The 14,443-nt window shown below is 34.3% G+C and carries 17 protein-coding genes; 7 read left to right on the top strand and 10 right to left on the bottom strand.

Going from position 1 to position 14,443, the window contains the following annotated elements:
- Positions 1-39: 39 nt before the first annotated feature.
- The gene (locus AC3RVG_RS03680) at positions 40-456 is read right to left on the bottom strand and encodes a helix-turn-helix transcriptional regulator (protein WP_489690082.1); all 417 of its coding nucleotides are present in this window, start codon (positions 454-456) and stop codon (positions 40-42) included.
- Positions 457-748: 292 nt separating this feature from the next.
- Between AC3RVG_RS03680 and AC3RVG_RS03675 the strand changes: the two genes are divergently transcribed.
- From AC3RVG_RS03675 to AC3RVG_RS03655, 5 genes are all read left to right on the top strand, one after another.
- Positions 749-1,915: a M14 family zinc carboxypeptidase gene (locus AC3RVG_RS03675; protein ID WP_489690081.1), complete on the top strand. Its 1,167-nt coding sequence runs from the start codon at positions 749-751 to the stop codon at positions 1,913-1,915.
- A gap of 33 nt (positions 1,916-1,948) precedes the next feature.
- The gene (locus AC3RVG_RS03670; protein WP_489690080.1) at positions 1,949-2,428 is read left to right on the top strand and encodes an Lrp/AsnC family transcriptional regulator; all 480 of its coding nucleotides are present in this window, start codon (positions 1,949-1,951) and stop codon (positions 2,426-2,428) included.
- Positions 2,429-2,498: 70 nt separating this feature from the next.
- Positions 2,499-3,014, top strand: coding sequence for a DinB family protein (locus AC3RVG_RS03665; RefSeq protein ID WP_489690079.1), 516 nt, complete (start codon positions 2,499-2,501; stop codon positions 3,012-3,014).
- Positions 3,014-3,973: a YihY/virulence factor BrkB family protein gene (locus AC3RVG_RS03660; RefSeq protein WP_489690078.1), complete on the top strand. Its 960-nt coding sequence runs from the start codon at positions 3,014-3,016 to the stop codon at positions 3,971-3,973. Before AC3RVG_RS03665 ends, AC3RVG_RS03660 begins: the two co-directional genes overlap by 1 nt.
- 123 nt (positions 3,974-4,096) lie before the next feature.
- Positions 4,097-4,645, top strand: a complete 549-nt coding sequence (locus AC3RVG_RS03655; protein ID WP_489690077.1) for a type 1 glutamine amidotransferase domain-containing protein — start codon at positions 4,097-4,099, stop codon at positions 4,643-4,645.
- 69 nt (positions 4,646-4,714) lie between these two features.
- On the opposite strand, the gene AC3RVG_RS03650 is transcribed toward AC3RVG_RS03655, so the two are convergent.
- Both AC3RVG_RS03650 and aroB read right to left on the bottom strand, forming a co-directional pair.
- Entirely contained in the window at positions 4,715-5,008 is a 294-nt protein-coding gene (locus tag AC3RVG_RS03650) for a hypothetical protein (protein ID WP_489690076.1), read from the bottom strand.
- A 77-nt stretch (positions 5,009-5,085) separates the two neighbouring features.
- Positions 5,086-6,156 carry a 3-dehydroquinate synthase gene (aroB, locus tag AC3RVG_RS03645; RefSeq protein ID WP_489690075.1) on the bottom strand — a complete coding sequence of 357 codons (1,071 nt, stop codon included), beginning with the start codon at positions 6,154-6,156 and terminating at the stop codon, positions 5,086-5,088.
- 70 nt (positions 6,157-6,226) lie between these two features.
- Between aroB and AC3RVG_RS03640 the strand changes: the two genes are divergently transcribed.
- Complete coding sequence (locus AC3RVG_RS03640) at positions 6,227-7,399, top strand: proline dehydrogenase family protein (protein ID WP_489690074.1); 1,173 nt, start codon at positions 6,227-6,229, stop codon at positions 7,397-7,399.
- A gap of 12 nt (positions 7,400-7,411) precedes the next feature.
- On the opposite strand, the gene AC3RVG_RS03635 is transcribed toward AC3RVG_RS03640, so the two are convergent.
- From AC3RVG_RS03635 to porX, 7 genes are all read right to left on the bottom strand, one after another.
- Positions 7,412-7,789, bottom strand: a complete 378-nt coding sequence (locus AC3RVG_RS03635) for a hypothetical protein (RefSeq protein ID WP_489690073.1) — start codon at positions 7,787-7,789, stop codon at positions 7,412-7,414.
- A gap of 97 nt (positions 7,790-7,886) precedes the next feature.
- On the bottom strand, positions 7,887-9,086 hold the full coding sequence (locus AC3RVG_RS03630) for an alanine dehydrogenase (RefSeq protein ID WP_489690072.1): 1,200 nt from the start codon (positions 9,084-9,086) through the stop codon (positions 7,887-7,889).
- Between the two features lie 56 nt (positions 9,087-9,142).
- Positions 9,143-9,586, bottom strand: a complete 444-nt coding sequence (locus tag AC3RVG_RS03625; protein ID WP_489690071.1) for a hypothetical protein — start codon at positions 9,584-9,586, stop codon at positions 9,143-9,145.
- Between the two features lie 37 nt (positions 9,587-9,623).
- The gene (locus AC3RVG_RS03620) at positions 9,624-9,764 is read right to left on the bottom strand and encodes a hypothetical protein (protein WP_489690070.1); all 141 of its coding nucleotides are present in this window, start codon (positions 9,762-9,764) and stop codon (positions 9,624-9,626) included.
- 395 nt (positions 9,765-10,159) lie between these two features.
- Positions 10,160-10,672 (bottom strand): hypothetical protein, encoded by a 513-nt coding sequence (locus AC3RVG_RS03615; protein ID WP_489690069.1) that lies wholly within the window; start codon positions 10,670-10,672, stop codon positions 10,160-10,162.
- A 263-nt stretch (positions 10,673-10,935) separates the two neighbouring features.
- A complete protein-coding gene (tsaE, locus tag AC3RVG_RS03610) occupies positions 10,936-11,385 on the bottom strand; it encodes a tRNA (adenosine(37)-N6)-threonylcarbamoyltransferase complex ATPase subunit type 1 TsaE (RefSeq protein WP_489690068.1) in 450 nt (149 codons plus the stop codon).
- A 57-nt stretch (positions 11,386-11,442) separates the two neighbouring features.
- On the bottom strand, positions 11,443-12,993 hold the full coding sequence (porX, locus tag AC3RVG_RS03605) for a T9SS response regulator signal transducer PorX (protein WP_489690067.1): 1,551 nt from the start codon (positions 12,991-12,993) through the stop codon (positions 11,443-11,445).
- Positions 12,994-13,149: 156 nt separating this feature from the next.
- On the opposite strand from porX, the gene AC3RVG_RS03600 reads away from it, so the two are divergent.
- Positions 13,150-14,394 (top strand): HD domain-containing protein, encoded by a 1,245-nt coding sequence (locus tag AC3RVG_RS03600; protein ID WP_489690066.1) that lies wholly within the window; start codon positions 13,150-13,152, stop codon positions 14,392-14,394.
- Positions 14,395-14,443 lie beyond the last annotated feature (49 nt).

The following is a 14,443-nucleotide window of genomic DNA, read 5'->3' as shown; positions in this document are numbered from 1 at the left end:
AATTTTTATGCGAATTTCCGAAAAATTACTGTAAACCCCTCAGTTTTGGTAAGCATTAAAACTTCCGTCTTTATAAAAAATAACAATCTTATCAATTTGTTTTTGATTTCCAACAGATCTGTCCATCGTAGATTTCTCCGTGCCAACTTCTTCTGTAAAAAGATCGATTGTCTTTTTTTCTGTTGCGTTAGCTTTCGATTTTAATATTTCCTTGCTTTCATTTTGAGAGTTAGAGGGGAAGCTGCCTTTTCCAAAAAGCAACCAATCCATATCAACGTCAGGAAATTTCTGGTAGAGTTTCATTACAAATTCCAGACTTGGCTTATTTCTGCCAGATAATAAATGTGAAATAGTGGAGCGGTTAAAATCAATTTCTTCTGCAAATGCAGCGGCAGTTAGACTGTAATATTCCAGTATTTTTTCAAGTCTTTTAGTAAAATCAGAGCTGTTTACCATTGTAACATTATTTTTAATTTTCTAATGGTTACAAATGTAAAATATTTTTAATTAAGTACGCAAACAATTCATTATTAATAGAATAATAGTTATATATTAACTTTAATTAAATCTATGTAATTTATTGAAATTAAGATTATTAATACTTGATTTATATAATTTTGGCTTTTAACTGTTTACCGAGAGACTGAAGGCACGAGGAATGTTTACCGTTGTAGGCGAATAGTTTTAAATCGCACGGTTACAATTGTAAACAAGGCATTGTTTAACTTTGTAAACTATAAAATTTGATATGAAAATAGAGAGCTGGTACAAGAATCATTTTGAGACTCAATTGAAAGGTAGATACATCAACTTGGAAAGCATTAATCCGATATTAGATAGCTACAAATTAACCTACGAAATTTCGGTGCCTGGACTTTCAGAAATGGGTCAGGATATTCCATTAATCAAAATTGGGGATGGTAATAAAGTTGTTTTGGCATGGTCGCAAATGCACGGCAATGAATCTACAACCACAAAAGCAATTTTCGATTTTTTACGTTTTGTAAATCAGAAGCAATATTTTCAGTCAGAAATTGAGCAATTTTTAAGTACATACACATTATATGTTTTACCCATTCTTAATCCAGATGGTGCGCGCTTGTATACACGAGAGAATGCTAATGGTGTAGATTTAAATCGCGATGCAGAAGCGTTGTCGCAAAAAGAGAGTAGATGTCTTCGCGATGTTTTTGAAGAGCTTAAACCTTCGCTATGCTTAAATTTACACGATCAGCGTTCTATTTATGGATTTGAAGACGGTAAACCAGCAACAGTTTCTTTTTTATCGCCTGCCGCTGACAAAAATCGAACACTTACAGAATCCAGAATAGTTGCAATGAAACATATTGTAAATATGAATAAAACGCTTCAAAACTATATTCCAGGGCAGGTGGGGAGGTATGATGACACTTTTAACGGGGCTTGCGTGGGTGATACTTTTCAAAAAGAAGGGGTGCCAACCATTTTATTTGAAGCCGGCCATACAGAACAAGATTACCAAAGAGAAAAAACTAGAGAATATATTTTCTATTCGCTATTAACGGTTTTTGGTATTAATGGCGAAAATACTGAGTCCGGAGACTATAAAGATTATTTTGAAATTCCAGAAAACTCAAAAAATTATAAAGACTTCATTTTAAGAAATGTAAAGCTGGAGGAGCATTCCAAAAATGTTTCAATTGCAATTCAATATCGCGAAGTACTAAAGAATAAAACTATCGTATTTGAGCCTTATATAGATGAAATTGGATCTTTGAAAAATTATTACGGTTATATTGATAAAAATGCGAAAGGCGCAAAAATTTTAACAAAAACACAGAAAAATTTAACAGTTGGGGCAAATATTTCAGAAATTATTGATAAATCGTATGATTCGATGACATATTTTAATGAAATAAAATCTATTTTAACCTAAAACTTTATAGTTTTGCAAAAAAAAATAGAAAATATGCCAAAGTTTAAATTAGACGAAACAGATCACAAAATCCTTGACCTATTAATTGACAACACAAGAATACCCTTTACTGATATCGCTAAGAAATTAGAAATATCTGCCGGAACAATTCACGTGAGAGTGAAAAAGATGGAAGAAGCAAGAATTATTACTGGCTCATCATTACAAGTAGATTATAAAAAACTAGGATATGCCTTTATTGCTTATGTAGGTGTATTTATTTTTAAAACGTCGCAAACGCAATTTGTGTTAGAGCGCATTAGTGAAATTCCTTTTGTAACCGTAGCTCACGTAACTACTGGAAAATTTAATATATTCTGTAAAATTAGGGCTCGCGATACAGCACACGCTAAAGATATTATCTACCTAATTGACGATATTGAAGGTGTTAGTCGTACCGAAACAATGATTTCTATGGAAGAGAGCATTAACGATAAAAAGAGATTACTTCATTCTATATTTAAAGAAATTTAATTTCCCCACTTGTTAATTTAAAAACCTTTGTTCATCGACAAAGGTTTTTTTTTATCTTTATTAGAAAACTATGAAGCGTACTGAAATTGATCCTTCGGAATATAATTCCTATTACAAAACATACATAGATTTGGTTAATGATGTGCCTTTAACGCAAGCGTTAGAAACAGGCTTACAGCAAACCGAATCATATTTTAAAAATTTACCAACTTCAAAATGGAACTTTCGTTACGCAGAAAAAAAGTGGACTCCTAAAGACATCTTACTGCATATTATTGATACAGAAAGAGTTTTTGCATACAGAGCTTTATATTTTGCAAGAGCCGATAATGCTAATTTAAATGGTTTTGATGAAAACCTTTTTGCAGAGAATGCATTAGCAAATAACAAGACTCCAGAATCACTTTTACAGGAATACGTTACAGTTCGCAATGCAAGTATTAGTCTCTTTAAAAGTTTTGACGACGTTCAATTAAAAAAGAAGGGGATGGCCAATGGCAATATTATGTCTGTGATTGCAGCTGGGTTTATAATCTGCGGTCATGAAATTCATCACTGTAACATTATTAACGAACGTTATCTTTAATGAAGTTTTTAAAACTTTTAAGGGACACTTATATAAGCTGGGATAAAAACGATCCTTGGGCTAAAAGTGCTGTAATTGCCTACTATGCCTTGTTTTCATTGCCATCATTATTAATTATAACCGTCCATTTTGCGGGTGTATTTTTTGGTAGAGAAGCAGTTGAAGGCAGAATAACGGGTGAAATTAGTGGGTTGATAGGGCAGGGTAGCGCAGAGCTAGTTCAGGCGATGATTATAAATTCTGCACTGTCGGAAAACTCAGTGTTCTTCATTATTTTTGGAATAGGAGTTCTAATCTTTGGTGCTACGGGTGTATTTTTTCAACTTCAAAAAGCGTTGAATGATATTTGGAGTGTACGGGCAAAGAACAATACCTTTTTAGACACCTTAAAGCGAAGAGCAATTTCTTTTGGAATGGTGCTGGCAATAGGTTTGTTACTGCTAATATCCCTAGTTGTAACTAGTGCCATAAATGCTTTAAGCGATTTAATAGGAAATTATTATACAGACCTTTCTTCGGCAGTAATAGAAGTGCTGAATTTTATTTTTTCACAAATAATAATTACCGCTTTATTTGCCACAATTTTCACTTTGCTGCCAGATGTTAAGATAAAATGGAAAACCAGTCTTATTGGTGCATTTATGACTGCGCTTCTTTTTCTGGCAGGTAAATATTTAATTGGTTTCTACTTTTCGGCTTCGGATCCTGCTTCAGTTTACGGTGCTGCAGGAAGCTTAGTACTTATACTTTTATGGGTTTATTACACGTGCCTTATTTTGTTTTTAGGGGCAGAATTCACAGTTAATTGGGCTCTATTCCGCAAATTAAAAATAGAGCCTACTAGCAATGCAACACTCTCGTACGAGTTAGAAATGAAAGAACTTCGAGCATATAAACGAAAAGTGGAGGAGGATAAGAAAAAAAGTGAAACTTTAGAAAATAACATTGAAGAACAATAATAAAACACCCGCATTAGTACTTCTTAACAAAGATTAATAAAAGATTAATATCCATAAATTGATAAAAAGTCTTCTTCGTAATATATTGGTATAAAATTAATTGTTTAACCAAAAGAAAAAGATATGAATAAGAGAATTGCAATTTTAGCGACAAATGGATTTGAAGAATCTGAATTAAAATCACCAAAAGAGGCGATGGAAAAAGAAGGTTTTACCGTTGAAATTATTAGTGAAGAAAGCGGCAAAATAAAAGGATGGGCAGATGGAAACTGGAGCAATGAATACGATGTTGACAAAACCCTTGATAACGTATCTGCATCAGATTATAACGCACTGGTTCTTCCAGGAGGAGTAATAAATCCTGATAAATTAAGACGAAATGAAAAGGCATTGAAATTTGTGCAAGATTTCTTTGAGCAGAAAAAACCCGTAGCCGCAATATGCCACGCTCCGCAATTATTGATTTCTGCACAAGTAGTTAAAGGAAGAAAAATGACTTCATTTAATTCTATAAAAGATGATTTAATTAACGCGGGCGCCAATTGGGTAGATGGAGAGGTTGTAGTAGATGAAGGTTTTGTAACAAGTAGAAATCCTGATGACTTATCGGCCTTCAATTCAAAATTGATTGAGGAAATTAAAGAAGGTAAGCACGAACATCAACACTCCTAAAATCTAGGTTTGAAATATTAAAACAAAAAAAGAGGCTCGAAAGCCTCTTTTTTTATGATAATGGTTTTTTTATTCCTCTTCGTCTGTTTTTTTCGTTTCTGGCATTTCACTAATTGGCTCATTGAAGTCAGCTTCTTCATAGTCATCTTCATCAAAATTTGCCATTGATGTTTCTAAACGAGAGCTTACTTTAACGAGATAAATAGTATCATCCGTTCGTACTTCAACAGCTTCAACTGTCTCATTTTTAGCATTTTTAAAAGTTACAACGTGGTCGTCATCATATCCGTCGGGATACTTTTCTACCAGTAAAGAAAGTATTTCTGGGGTTAACTTTCGATAATCTACAATTATGCGCTTCATTGGGTATTCAATCTTTTAATTTGTGGTTATAAAACTATTCAAAAATAGAAGAGATAAAAATATTTACAAGATTTTTTTTAGAAATTTTTATAATACGTAAAAGCGCTATAAATCAACTCGTTATCTACCTTGCAATTGGTTTTATGTTGCCCAATATCGTTCAATAGTACAAAGAGCACCTCTCCGTTACTGTTTTTCTTATCAAAAATCAGCAACTTTATAATTTCAGCAATGTCGTGCTGGGTAAATGTTTCCTTCGGAAAATACTTTAATATAGTCTCGGTTATTTCTTTCAGTCTTTCTTTTGGAAAGCCTATATTTTCTGCCGAAATATATGTGGCCAGAATTAAACCTACCGCTACGGCTTCTCCGTGAAGCAGTGCTTGTTTGTCGTGGTTTTCCAGAAAATAAGATTCTATTGCGTGACCTAGGGTATGGCCGTAATTTAATGTTTTCCTAATGTTTTTTTCAAATGGATCTTTGGTAACTATTTCCTTTTTTATTTCTACGGAATCCCAAATCAATTTTTCGAATTCAGTTTTGTTTTCAAAATCTACTTCTTTTATACGGTTCCAATATTCTTCACTATAAATTAGTCCGTGTTTTAACATTTCTGCAAGTCCAGAAATTTGCTCCTCGTATGGTAAAGTAATCAAGAATGTAGTGTCCAAAATAACCATTTCTGGTGGGTTTATAACACCTATTTGGTTTTTAAGGTGACCAAGGTCAACGCCGTTTTTGCCGCCCACAGAAGCATCCACCATCGCTAGTAGGGAAGTGGGAATATTTATAAAACGGAGTCCGCGTTTAAATGTTGATGCTACAAAACCGCCAAGATCGGTAACTACGCCACCGCCAAGGTTTATAATTATGCTATTACGGTCTGCACCTTTTTCAGAAAGCGTGTTCCAAACGTTTAAACATGTAGCAATATTTTTGTGCGCTTCGCCAATAGGAATCGTTATAATTTCAATGGGATTTTTAGCTGTATAATTTTTCAAAAAATGAGGCAAACATAGCTTCTCGGTATTCTGATCGACAATTAGGAAAACTTTAGCGTTTTCCTGTTCTTCAATATATGTTGTGAAAGCTTTCCAAGCTAGATTGTTGTAGTAAACTTGTCCTTTTTCCTTTAATTTAATTTCCATTAATTATTGATTTTTGTCGCATATTCAGAAGTCAAATCTAACTATATTTGTGCACTTTATAATAAATTTTATGATCTCAAATTCCCTATTCGATAATACTGAAACTGCTTTTCGTCTTAAGAGCGATTCTGAACTTGAAAGAGCCTATTTTCTATTTAAAATGATTTCCAAAGAACCTTTGGTGAAAATAGGAACAGCAGTTACAAAATTTGCACTAAACTTGAACCTTCCGGTGGAAGGACTTATCCGTGCAACGGTGTTCGACCATTTTTGCGGCGGCATAAGCGAAACTGATTGCATGTCTACAGTAGATAAGCTTTCTGATGTTGGTGTTAGTTCGGTTTTAGATTATTCGGTTGAAGGGAAGGAAGAAGATGCGCAATTTGATGCTACCGCCAGTAAAGTTATTGAGTTAACTAATTTTGCTGAAAATAAGAAGGCAATGCCTTTTTCGGTTTTTAAACCAACCGGTTTTGGCCGCTTTAAAATTTTACAAAAGGTAACAGAAAATGAACCATTAACAGCTGAAGAAAAGCTGCTGTGGGAAAAGCTGGAAGCACGTTACGACCGGGTGTCAAAAACAGCGCATGATTCTGGAATAAGTATTTTGATTGACGCAGAAGAGTCTTGGATGCAAGATGCCGCCGATGAGCTTTGCGAGCAAATGATGGAGAAATACAACAAAGAACGCGCTATTGTTTACAACACCTTGCAGTGCTATAGATGGGACCGTTTAGATTACCTTAAAAAGTTACATCAAAATGCAAAATTAAAAGGGTATAAGCTTGGTTTTAAAATTGTTCGTGGCGCTTATATGGAGAAGGAAAACGAGCGCGCTGCCGAAAATGGCTATAAAACTCCAATTTGTGAGAGCAAAAAAGCCACGGATGACAATTTCAATGAAGTTATGACGTATATAATGGACAACTTAGATGATATTGAGTTGTTTATCGGTACCCATAATGAGTTGAGCAATTACAAGGCAATGGAAATGATGGAAGAAAAAGGTATTTCAAAAAGCGATGAACGCATTTGGTTCGGACAACTTTTTGGAATGAGCGATCATATTACCTTTAATCTTGGCGAAGAAGGTTATAATGTGGCTAAATACATTCCCTTCGGACCTGTAAAAGATGTGATGCCTTATTTAATTCGCCGCGCTGAGGAAAATACTTCGGTAGCTGGGCAAACAAGTAGAGAACTTACACTTTTGAAAAAAGAACGAAAGCGAAGAAAATTATAGATTGCTAAAAAACTATTGCTTGCTAACTTTTGCGTTAAGCACAGTTGCAAGTTCTTCACAGTTCTCGATAGTTATCTTTAGGTTTTTTTCTGAAATTTCACCTTCAATTACATATTGCTTGCAAGAGTCTAGTTTTGTATTGCTTTCAGAAAAAAGCACATCGCCATCTCTTAAAAGTATTGAAACCGCCGAAGTATCCATCTGATTGTCTCTAAGTGTAAGCAGTGTTTTTTCGGAAAAAGCACGTTCTTTTAGGCGTATGTTTTTGAGCGTTCTAGATTCGGGACCGTATGCACAAGACGTTTTTTTTCCGCTAAGAATAAAAAATAAAAGTGCTATTCCTATACCAAAGCCACCAGAAAAATAAACTAATCTATAAGCTAATTTCATTTTTAAGAATTAGGGGATTTTTGTGAATTTGCAAAAATACAACATTCACCAACTTTTTGGATTGAAGTTGAAGTCTTTTATTCAATTCAAAATAGTTTTAAAAAATTATCAAGTTGATGTCGCTATATGGCATATCAAACCAATCTGCAACGGCCTTACTTGTTAAAATTCCGCGGTAAAAATACAAACCATTTTTTAAACCATTGTCAAAGCGGATGGCGTTTTCGAGTCCGCCGCCCTCTGCAATTTCTAAAATGTAGGGGGTGAATATGTTACTAATTGAAATAGACGCAGTTTTAGGATATCGAGCTGGTATATTTGGTACTCCGTAGTGAATTACGTCGTGTTTTATGCAAGTGGGATGATCGTGGCTAGTCATTTCGGTGGTTTCAAAACAACCGCCCATATCTACACAAACGTCAATAATTACAGCGCCTTTTTTCATGTTGCGCACCATTTCTTCAGTTACAATAATGGGGGCACGGTTATGTCCGCGTACTGCGCCAATTGCAACATCGCAACGGCGTAGTGCTTTCATCAGATTTTTGGGTTGCACTGTAGATGTGTATAAAATCCTTCCCACATTAGTTTGAATCGTTCTGAGCTTGGTAATGGAGCTGTCAAAAACTTTTACATTGGCGCCTAATCCTAAGGCCGATCTAACCGCAAATTCACCAACAGTGCCGGCACCAATTACAACAACTTCAATAGGAGGTACGCCACTTATATTTCCAAAAAGCAAACCGTTTCCTTTTTCTGCATTTACCATTAATTCTGCAGCAATTAGCACGGCTGCGGTACCTGCAAGTTCACTTAAGGCTTTAACGGCGGGGTAGCTATTATCTTCATCTTTTATGAATTCAAAAGCTAAGGCTGTTATTTTCTTTTTGGCGAGCGCTTCAAAATATGATTTCTGTCTCGTTTTTAATTGTAACGCTGAAATTAGTACAGTTTTTGGATTAATTAATTCCAATTCTTCCAGGGTGGGTGGTTCAACCTTTAAAACCATTGGGCATCCAAAAACCTTTTTTGTATCTGTGGTCATTTCGGCACCCGCTTCAGAATAATCATTGTCTGAAAATCCAGCTTCTATACCGGCACCATTTTCTATAAGTACTCTGTGACCGTTATTTATTATTGCATTTACGGCATCTGGAGTTAAGCAAATTCGTTTTTCCTGAAAATAAGCTTCTTTAGGAATACCAATAAAGAGTTCTCCTTTTTCTCGGGAGATTTCAAGTGTTTCCTCCTGCGGAAGTAATTGTGCTCTTGTGAATGGTGATTTTGGTTTTGACATATTAATAACTTGGTGGTCTCAATTTACGGAATTATTATCAAAAATTTTAGAGCTGCTTAGCGGAAGAGATCTCTTATCTGTTGCCAAAAAGATTGTTTTTCCAAAAGGTCCTCCTCAAAGGTTTTTAAGTCGTTATGCCGCATCTGACTAAATAGCTTTGCTCTAATTAAATATACAAAGGGAATTACCACCATCATTATAGGGATGAGATAGTAAATCTCTACCTCATCAACATCCTCACTTTGTATTACAATATTAAATAATTGAAACACATACATTGCTAAAGGCACTAAAATAATCCAATGCCACCAATGCTTACATGTAAAAAACCAAAGTAATAATAATATTATAGGAATTAATTTACCAGTAATAAACCACGCATATTGATAAAATGAAGAGTATGGATATTGCGTAGATAATGAGAATAAAGGAGTTTCCCAAACTAGAGAATCTAGAGGGAAACTTTCATAGGCATAATAAATAAAAGGAGTACAGGCCATTATTAAAACAATGGCCCCTCCTTGTATAAGACTTTTTTTATCCGGCTGGTGGAACTTTAACTGTCGACGGGTCGATTTGTTGGGGGGTTTGTTCATCCTGAATTCCTTCTGGGGTGCAAGAAGCAAATAATCCTGTCGCAAATATTGCAGCTACAATAATAATCTTTAAGTTTTTCATAATAGTATGTTTTTGTGAGGTTAATAAGGGTCAAACTTACACTCAAAATATTTAAACTTACTAATTATGTTAATTGTATATTTACAGGTTATAATGCGTTGAACTCCTATAAAATACGATTAAAAGCAATATTTATTATTGATAATGTAACAATAGTTAATGTTGAAATCAATATTGTTTATCTGCAATTTTCTTAGACTTTTACTTTGCTAGGTTTTTTTAGGTTAATAAATAGGTTTTATATTATAGCTGTTTGTTCCGCTTTGTACGGAGCAAGTAGCTACATTTTGTATGCCTTCCTTGCAAGCTATTCAGTAAAGAATAAAAAATAAGGGAGCACCAAGGTACATATAAAAAAATTGAAAATTAACAAATGCCTGCCAGAGGACTGCAGTTTAGAAAAGATCTTTGAGCTGACCCCAAAAAGACTTTTTCTGGCCCAGTTCTTCCTCGAAGCTTTTCAAGTCCTTACCCATTAAATTGTTGGATAGCTGAGCTTTTATAAGATAAACTAAAGGAACTATTATAAGCATGATAGGGAAGAGCCACCATATTTCCACTTCATCGGTAATACGCACATCATCGTTGATGACACTGAATAATTGAAAAGCAAACATACCAATGGGAATTAGTATTACGTGGTACCACCAATGCTTACAAGTTATAAACCAAATAATTAAAAGTAGGAGCGGAACAAATTTACCCATCATAGTCCATACCGAAACATAAACTTCTTGGTACCAATTAGCTTCGTATGTAAACAAAAAAGTTTCCCACGATTTTGTTTGTGGGAAACTTTCATATGAATAAAAAATATAAGGTGATGCTGCTATTATAAGCGCAATAATACTACCCGTTACTAGGTACGATGATTTTGCTTTTTTCGATTTGTTGGGGGGTTTGTTCATCTTGGATGCTTTCTGGGGTACAAGAAGCAAATGTTCCTAATGAAAAAATTGTTGCGATTAATAAATACTTTAGAGTTTTCATAATATATAGTTTTTGTGAGGTTAATAACACTTCAAACCTACTATGAAAAAAAGAAATATTATTAATTATTTTTAATATATATTTATAAATTTTTTAAAATAGAAATCCTGCTTAAAAATTATTGCGATTTGGGGCAAGCAATTAAAAAGTAATTTATAGTTTTATATTTTTCGCTTCAATTTTATTTCACTGGCTTAATTTTTAAGGTTCTACTTCCGTTAGTGTTTATTTTAATATACAAGTTAGTGGCATCTTCAGGCAAAAGGGATTCAATTTTTTCTGGCCATTCAATCAAAACATAATTTCCACTGTATAAGTAATCTTCTAGACCGATGTCGTAGGCTTCGGTTATATTATTTATTCTATAGAAATCAAAGTGATATACTGGGCCTTCTTTGCCATCGTATTCATTTACAATCGAAAATGAAGGACTACTTGATGGCTGTAAAACTCCAAGTTGCTTAACTATTTCTTTTATCAACGTTGTTTTTCCAACTCCCATTTCACCATAAAATAAAAATATTTTGGAGGCTGAATGTTCTAAAAGGCTGGTTACAACGCCATTAATTTCGTCTTCGGTATAAGTTAATTCCATAATAATAGGAATGCGAAGATAGATAATTATCAACAATTACTGAAATTATCTAATAAATCCACAAAATGAACACTATAAGTCTTTTAAAAATAATTACTTAGGTATAAAAACGGAAAACGGAATTACCATTTCTTCTAAGGATACCCCACCGTGTTGATAAGTATTGCGGTAATAACTTACGTAATGGTTGTAATTATTAGGGTACGCGAAAAAGTAATCGCTTTTCGCAAAAATAAATGAACTGCTCATGTTAATTGTTGGTAACTGGATAGACTTTGGATCCTTTGCCGCCAAAACTTCTTTGTCCTCATAGGTTAAACTCTTACCTGTTTTATAACGAAGGTTAAGACTTGTATTCTTATCACCAATAACCTTTGACGGGTTTTTTACATTGATGGTTCCGTGATCTGTAGTTATTATTAATTTGAAGCCCAAACGTGCAGCTTGCTGAATAATTTCTAGCAGTGGCGAATTTTTAAACCAACTTTGAGTAAGAGATCGGTATGATTTATCGTTGGATGCTAATTCTTTAATAACCTCCATTTCAGTTTTGGAGTGAGAAAGCATATCTACAAAGTTGTAAACCACAACGGTTAAATCTTCATCTTTATGGCTTTTGAAATTTTCCACAAGTTTTTTACCCTGCTTTAAACTAGATATTTTGTGATAACTCCAGTTAAGCTTCATTCCAAGTCGCTTTAATTGTGCTTCAAAAAATTCTTGCTCTTTCATGTTTTTTCCGCCATCCTCGGTGTCATTCAACCAAAGATCCGGATGCAATTTTTCCATATCGCTCGGCATTAGACCAGAGAAAATTGCGTTTCGAGCATATTGTGTTGCTGTAGGCAGAATACTACAGAAAAGTTCTTCTTGAGTTTTTTTATAAATATTTGCAACCGTAGGTTCAAAAGCCTTCCATTGATCAAATCTTAAGTTGTCTACCACAACCAGTAGGGTTGGGGTGCCTTGTTTTAACTGTGGCTGAATCTTTTCTTTAAAGAGCGTGTGCGACATTATAGGCGCCTCGCTTGGATCTTCAAACCAACTTGGATAATTCTTATCAATAAACTTGCAAAACTGACTGTTAGCCTCTGTTTTTTGGGATTCCAGAATTTCGAACATTCCAGAATCTTCAATATCTTCCAGCTCTAATTCCCAATAAACCAATTTTGTGTAAAGGTCTTTCCATTCCTCAAAACTGTTTACCATGGAAAGATCCATCGCTATTTTTCTAAATTCTTGTTGATAATTGGAAGTTGTTTTCTCTGAAATCAATCTGCTGTGGTCCAAATTCTTTTTTAAACTCAACAGTATTTGATGCGGGTTTACAGGCTTTATTAGGTAATCTGCTATTTTTGAACCAATAGCTTCTTCCATTATATATTCCTCTTCACTTTTGGTAATCATAACCACTGGAATAGATGCTTGTAGCTCCTTTATTTCAGCAAGTGTCTCCAATCCGGTTAGTCCGGGCATATTTTCATCTAAAAAAACAATATCGAAATTCTCCTTCTTTATTTCTTCCAAAGCTTCCGAACCACTCTGTGCTGTAGTTACTTTATAATTTCTACTTTCAAGAAAAAGAATGTGTGGTTTAAGCAAATCAATTTCATCATCTACCCATAGTACTTTTATGTCGCTCATATATGTATATTTGTTGCTATACTCCGAAACTTTAGTGTTGGAGTATCGTTAATTTTTATTTTATAAATAATTCTGCAATGTTGCGAGGAATTCTCTTCAAAATTAAACCTGAATTATTCGAAACAATTTTTGAAGCTACTAATTTAAAGTTAAAGTTTGAAAACCCTTCCTAAGCACAAGATTATAAACGATCCTATCTATGGTTTTATTACCATACCCAGCAAACTGGTTTTTGATTTGATGGAGCATAAATACTTCCAAAGGCTGCGTCGTATTTCGCAAATGGGCTTTTCGTACATCGTTTATCCGGGCGCACATCACACTCGTTTTCATCATGCATTGGGCGCAATGTTCTTAATGCAAAAGGCTGTGCAGGTGCTTCAATATAAAGGTGTTGAGATTTCTAATGAAGAAGAAGAAGCGCTTTATGTTGCTATATTATTGCACGATATTGGCCACGGTCCGTTTTCGCATGCTATGGAAAATAGCATCGTAGAAAATATAAGTCACGAGCAAATTTCACTGCTTTTTATGGAGGCTTTAAACCAGAAGTTTAACAAGCAATTAACGCTTGCAATAAAACTATTTAAGGACGAACTGCCACGTAAATTTCTACATCAGTTAGTTTCAGGACAGTTGGATATGGACCGATTAGATTACCTAAAACGCGACAGTTTTTACACTGGCGTGCCAGAAGGCACCGTTAACGCGCAGCGTCTAATTGCAATGCTGAATGTAAAAAATGATAAACTTGTAGTAGAGGAGAAAGGCATTTATTCCGTTGAAAATTTTCTAGTTGCCCGCCGATTAATGTATTGGCAAGTGTATCTTCACAAAACAGGTATTGTTGCAGAGCAACTTTTGGTTCGTGTTTTAAAACGCGCAAAGCAACTTTCTGCGCAGGGAGTGGATCTGCCTGCAAGTAATGCGTTAAAGTTTTTTCTGAATAATACTATTAGTTTAAATGATTTTAGTGAAGAAGTACTCGATACCTTTTCAAAATTAGACGATTACGATATAATTTCAGCAATGAAAATATGGGTTGGCAGCGATGATTTTGTTTTAAAAAATCTTTCAAAAATGCTTCTCAACAGAGATTTGTTGAAGGTAAAAGTAAAATCGCAACCTTTTCCAATTCAGAAAGTAAACGAAAAACGCAAGCAGGTAATGGAGACTTTTAATATTTCAGAAGAAGAGGCATCTTTCTTCGTATTTACTGGAAAGCTTGAAAACCAGGCTTACAGTATGGAAAAAGACACTATAAATTTATTAAAGAAAAACGGTAAAATTATAGAGGTTGCAAGAGCGAGCGATCAGCTTAATTTGGAGGCACTTTCCAAATCTGTAGTTAAATACTATATGTGCTATCCAAAAAACAATATAGATAGCTATCGAGGCTAAATCCTTTTTTTCTATTTTTGCAGGAATGAAAATTAACGACCCAAAATTA

This window comes from Aequorivita sp. IT1282, assembly GCF_058068205.1.
The sequence above is the reverse complement of the archived record's forward strand: the minus strand, read 5'-3'. Positions and strand labels throughout refer to the sequence as shown.

Coding starts and splice junctions, on each gene's coding strand:
- AC3RVG_RS03650 (WP_489690076.1), bottom strand. CDS start 5,008: ATGAAGCGCATAATTGTAGATTATCGAAAGTTAACCCCAGAAATACTT.
- AC3RVG_RS03660 (WP_489690078.1), top strand. CDS start 3,014: ATGAAGTTTTTAAAACTTTTAAGGGACACTTATATAAGCTGGGATAAA.
- AC3RVG_RS03670 (WP_489690080.1), top strand. CDS start 1,949: ATGCCAAAGTTTAAATTAGACGAAACAGATCACAAAATCCTTGACCTA.
- AC3RVG_RS03625 (WP_489690071.1), bottom strand. CDS start 9,586: ATGGCCTGTACTCCTTTTATTTATTATGCCTATGAAAGTTTCCCTCTA.
- AC3RVG_RS03615 (WP_489690069.1), bottom strand. CDS start 10,672: ATGAACAAACCCCCCAACAAATCGAAAAAAGCAAAATCATCGTACCTA.
- AC3RVG_RS03640 (WP_489690074.1), top strand. CDS start 6,227: ATGATCTCAAATTCCCTATTCGATAATACTGAAACTGCTTTTCGTCTT.
- aroB (WP_489690075.1), bottom strand. CDS start 6,156: ATGGAAATTAAATTAAAGGAAAAAGGACAAGTTTACTACAACAATCTA.
- AC3RVG_RS03635 (WP_489690073.1), bottom strand. CDS start 7,789: ATGAAATTAGCTTATAGATTAGTTTATTTTTCTGGTGGCTTTGGTATA.
- AC3RVG_RS03665 (WP_489690079.1), top strand. CDS start 2,499: ATGAAGCGTACTGAAATTGATCCTTCGGAATATAATTCCTATTACAAA.
- porX (WP_489690067.1), bottom strand. CDS start 12,993: ATGAGCGACATAAAAGTACTATGGGTAGATGATGAAATTGATTTGCTT.
- AC3RVG_RS03630 (WP_489690072.1), bottom strand. CDS start 9,086: ATGTCAAAACCAAAATCACCATTCACAAGAGCACAATTACTTCCGCAG.
- AC3RVG_RS03675 (WP_489690081.1), top strand. CDS start 749: ATGAAAATAGAGAGCTGGTACAAGAATCATTTTGAGACTCAATTGAAA.
- AC3RVG_RS03655 (WP_489690077.1), top strand. CDS start 4,097: ATGAATAAGAGAATTGCAATTTTAGCGACAAATGGATTTGAAGAATCT.
- AC3RVG_RS03620 (WP_489690070.1), bottom strand. CDS start 9,764: ATGAAAAACTTAAAGATTATTATTGTAGCTGCAATATTTGCGACAGGA.
- AC3RVG_RS03680 (WP_489690082.1), bottom strand. CDS start 456: ATGGTAAACAGCTCTGATTTTACTAAAAGACTTGAAAAAATACTGGAA.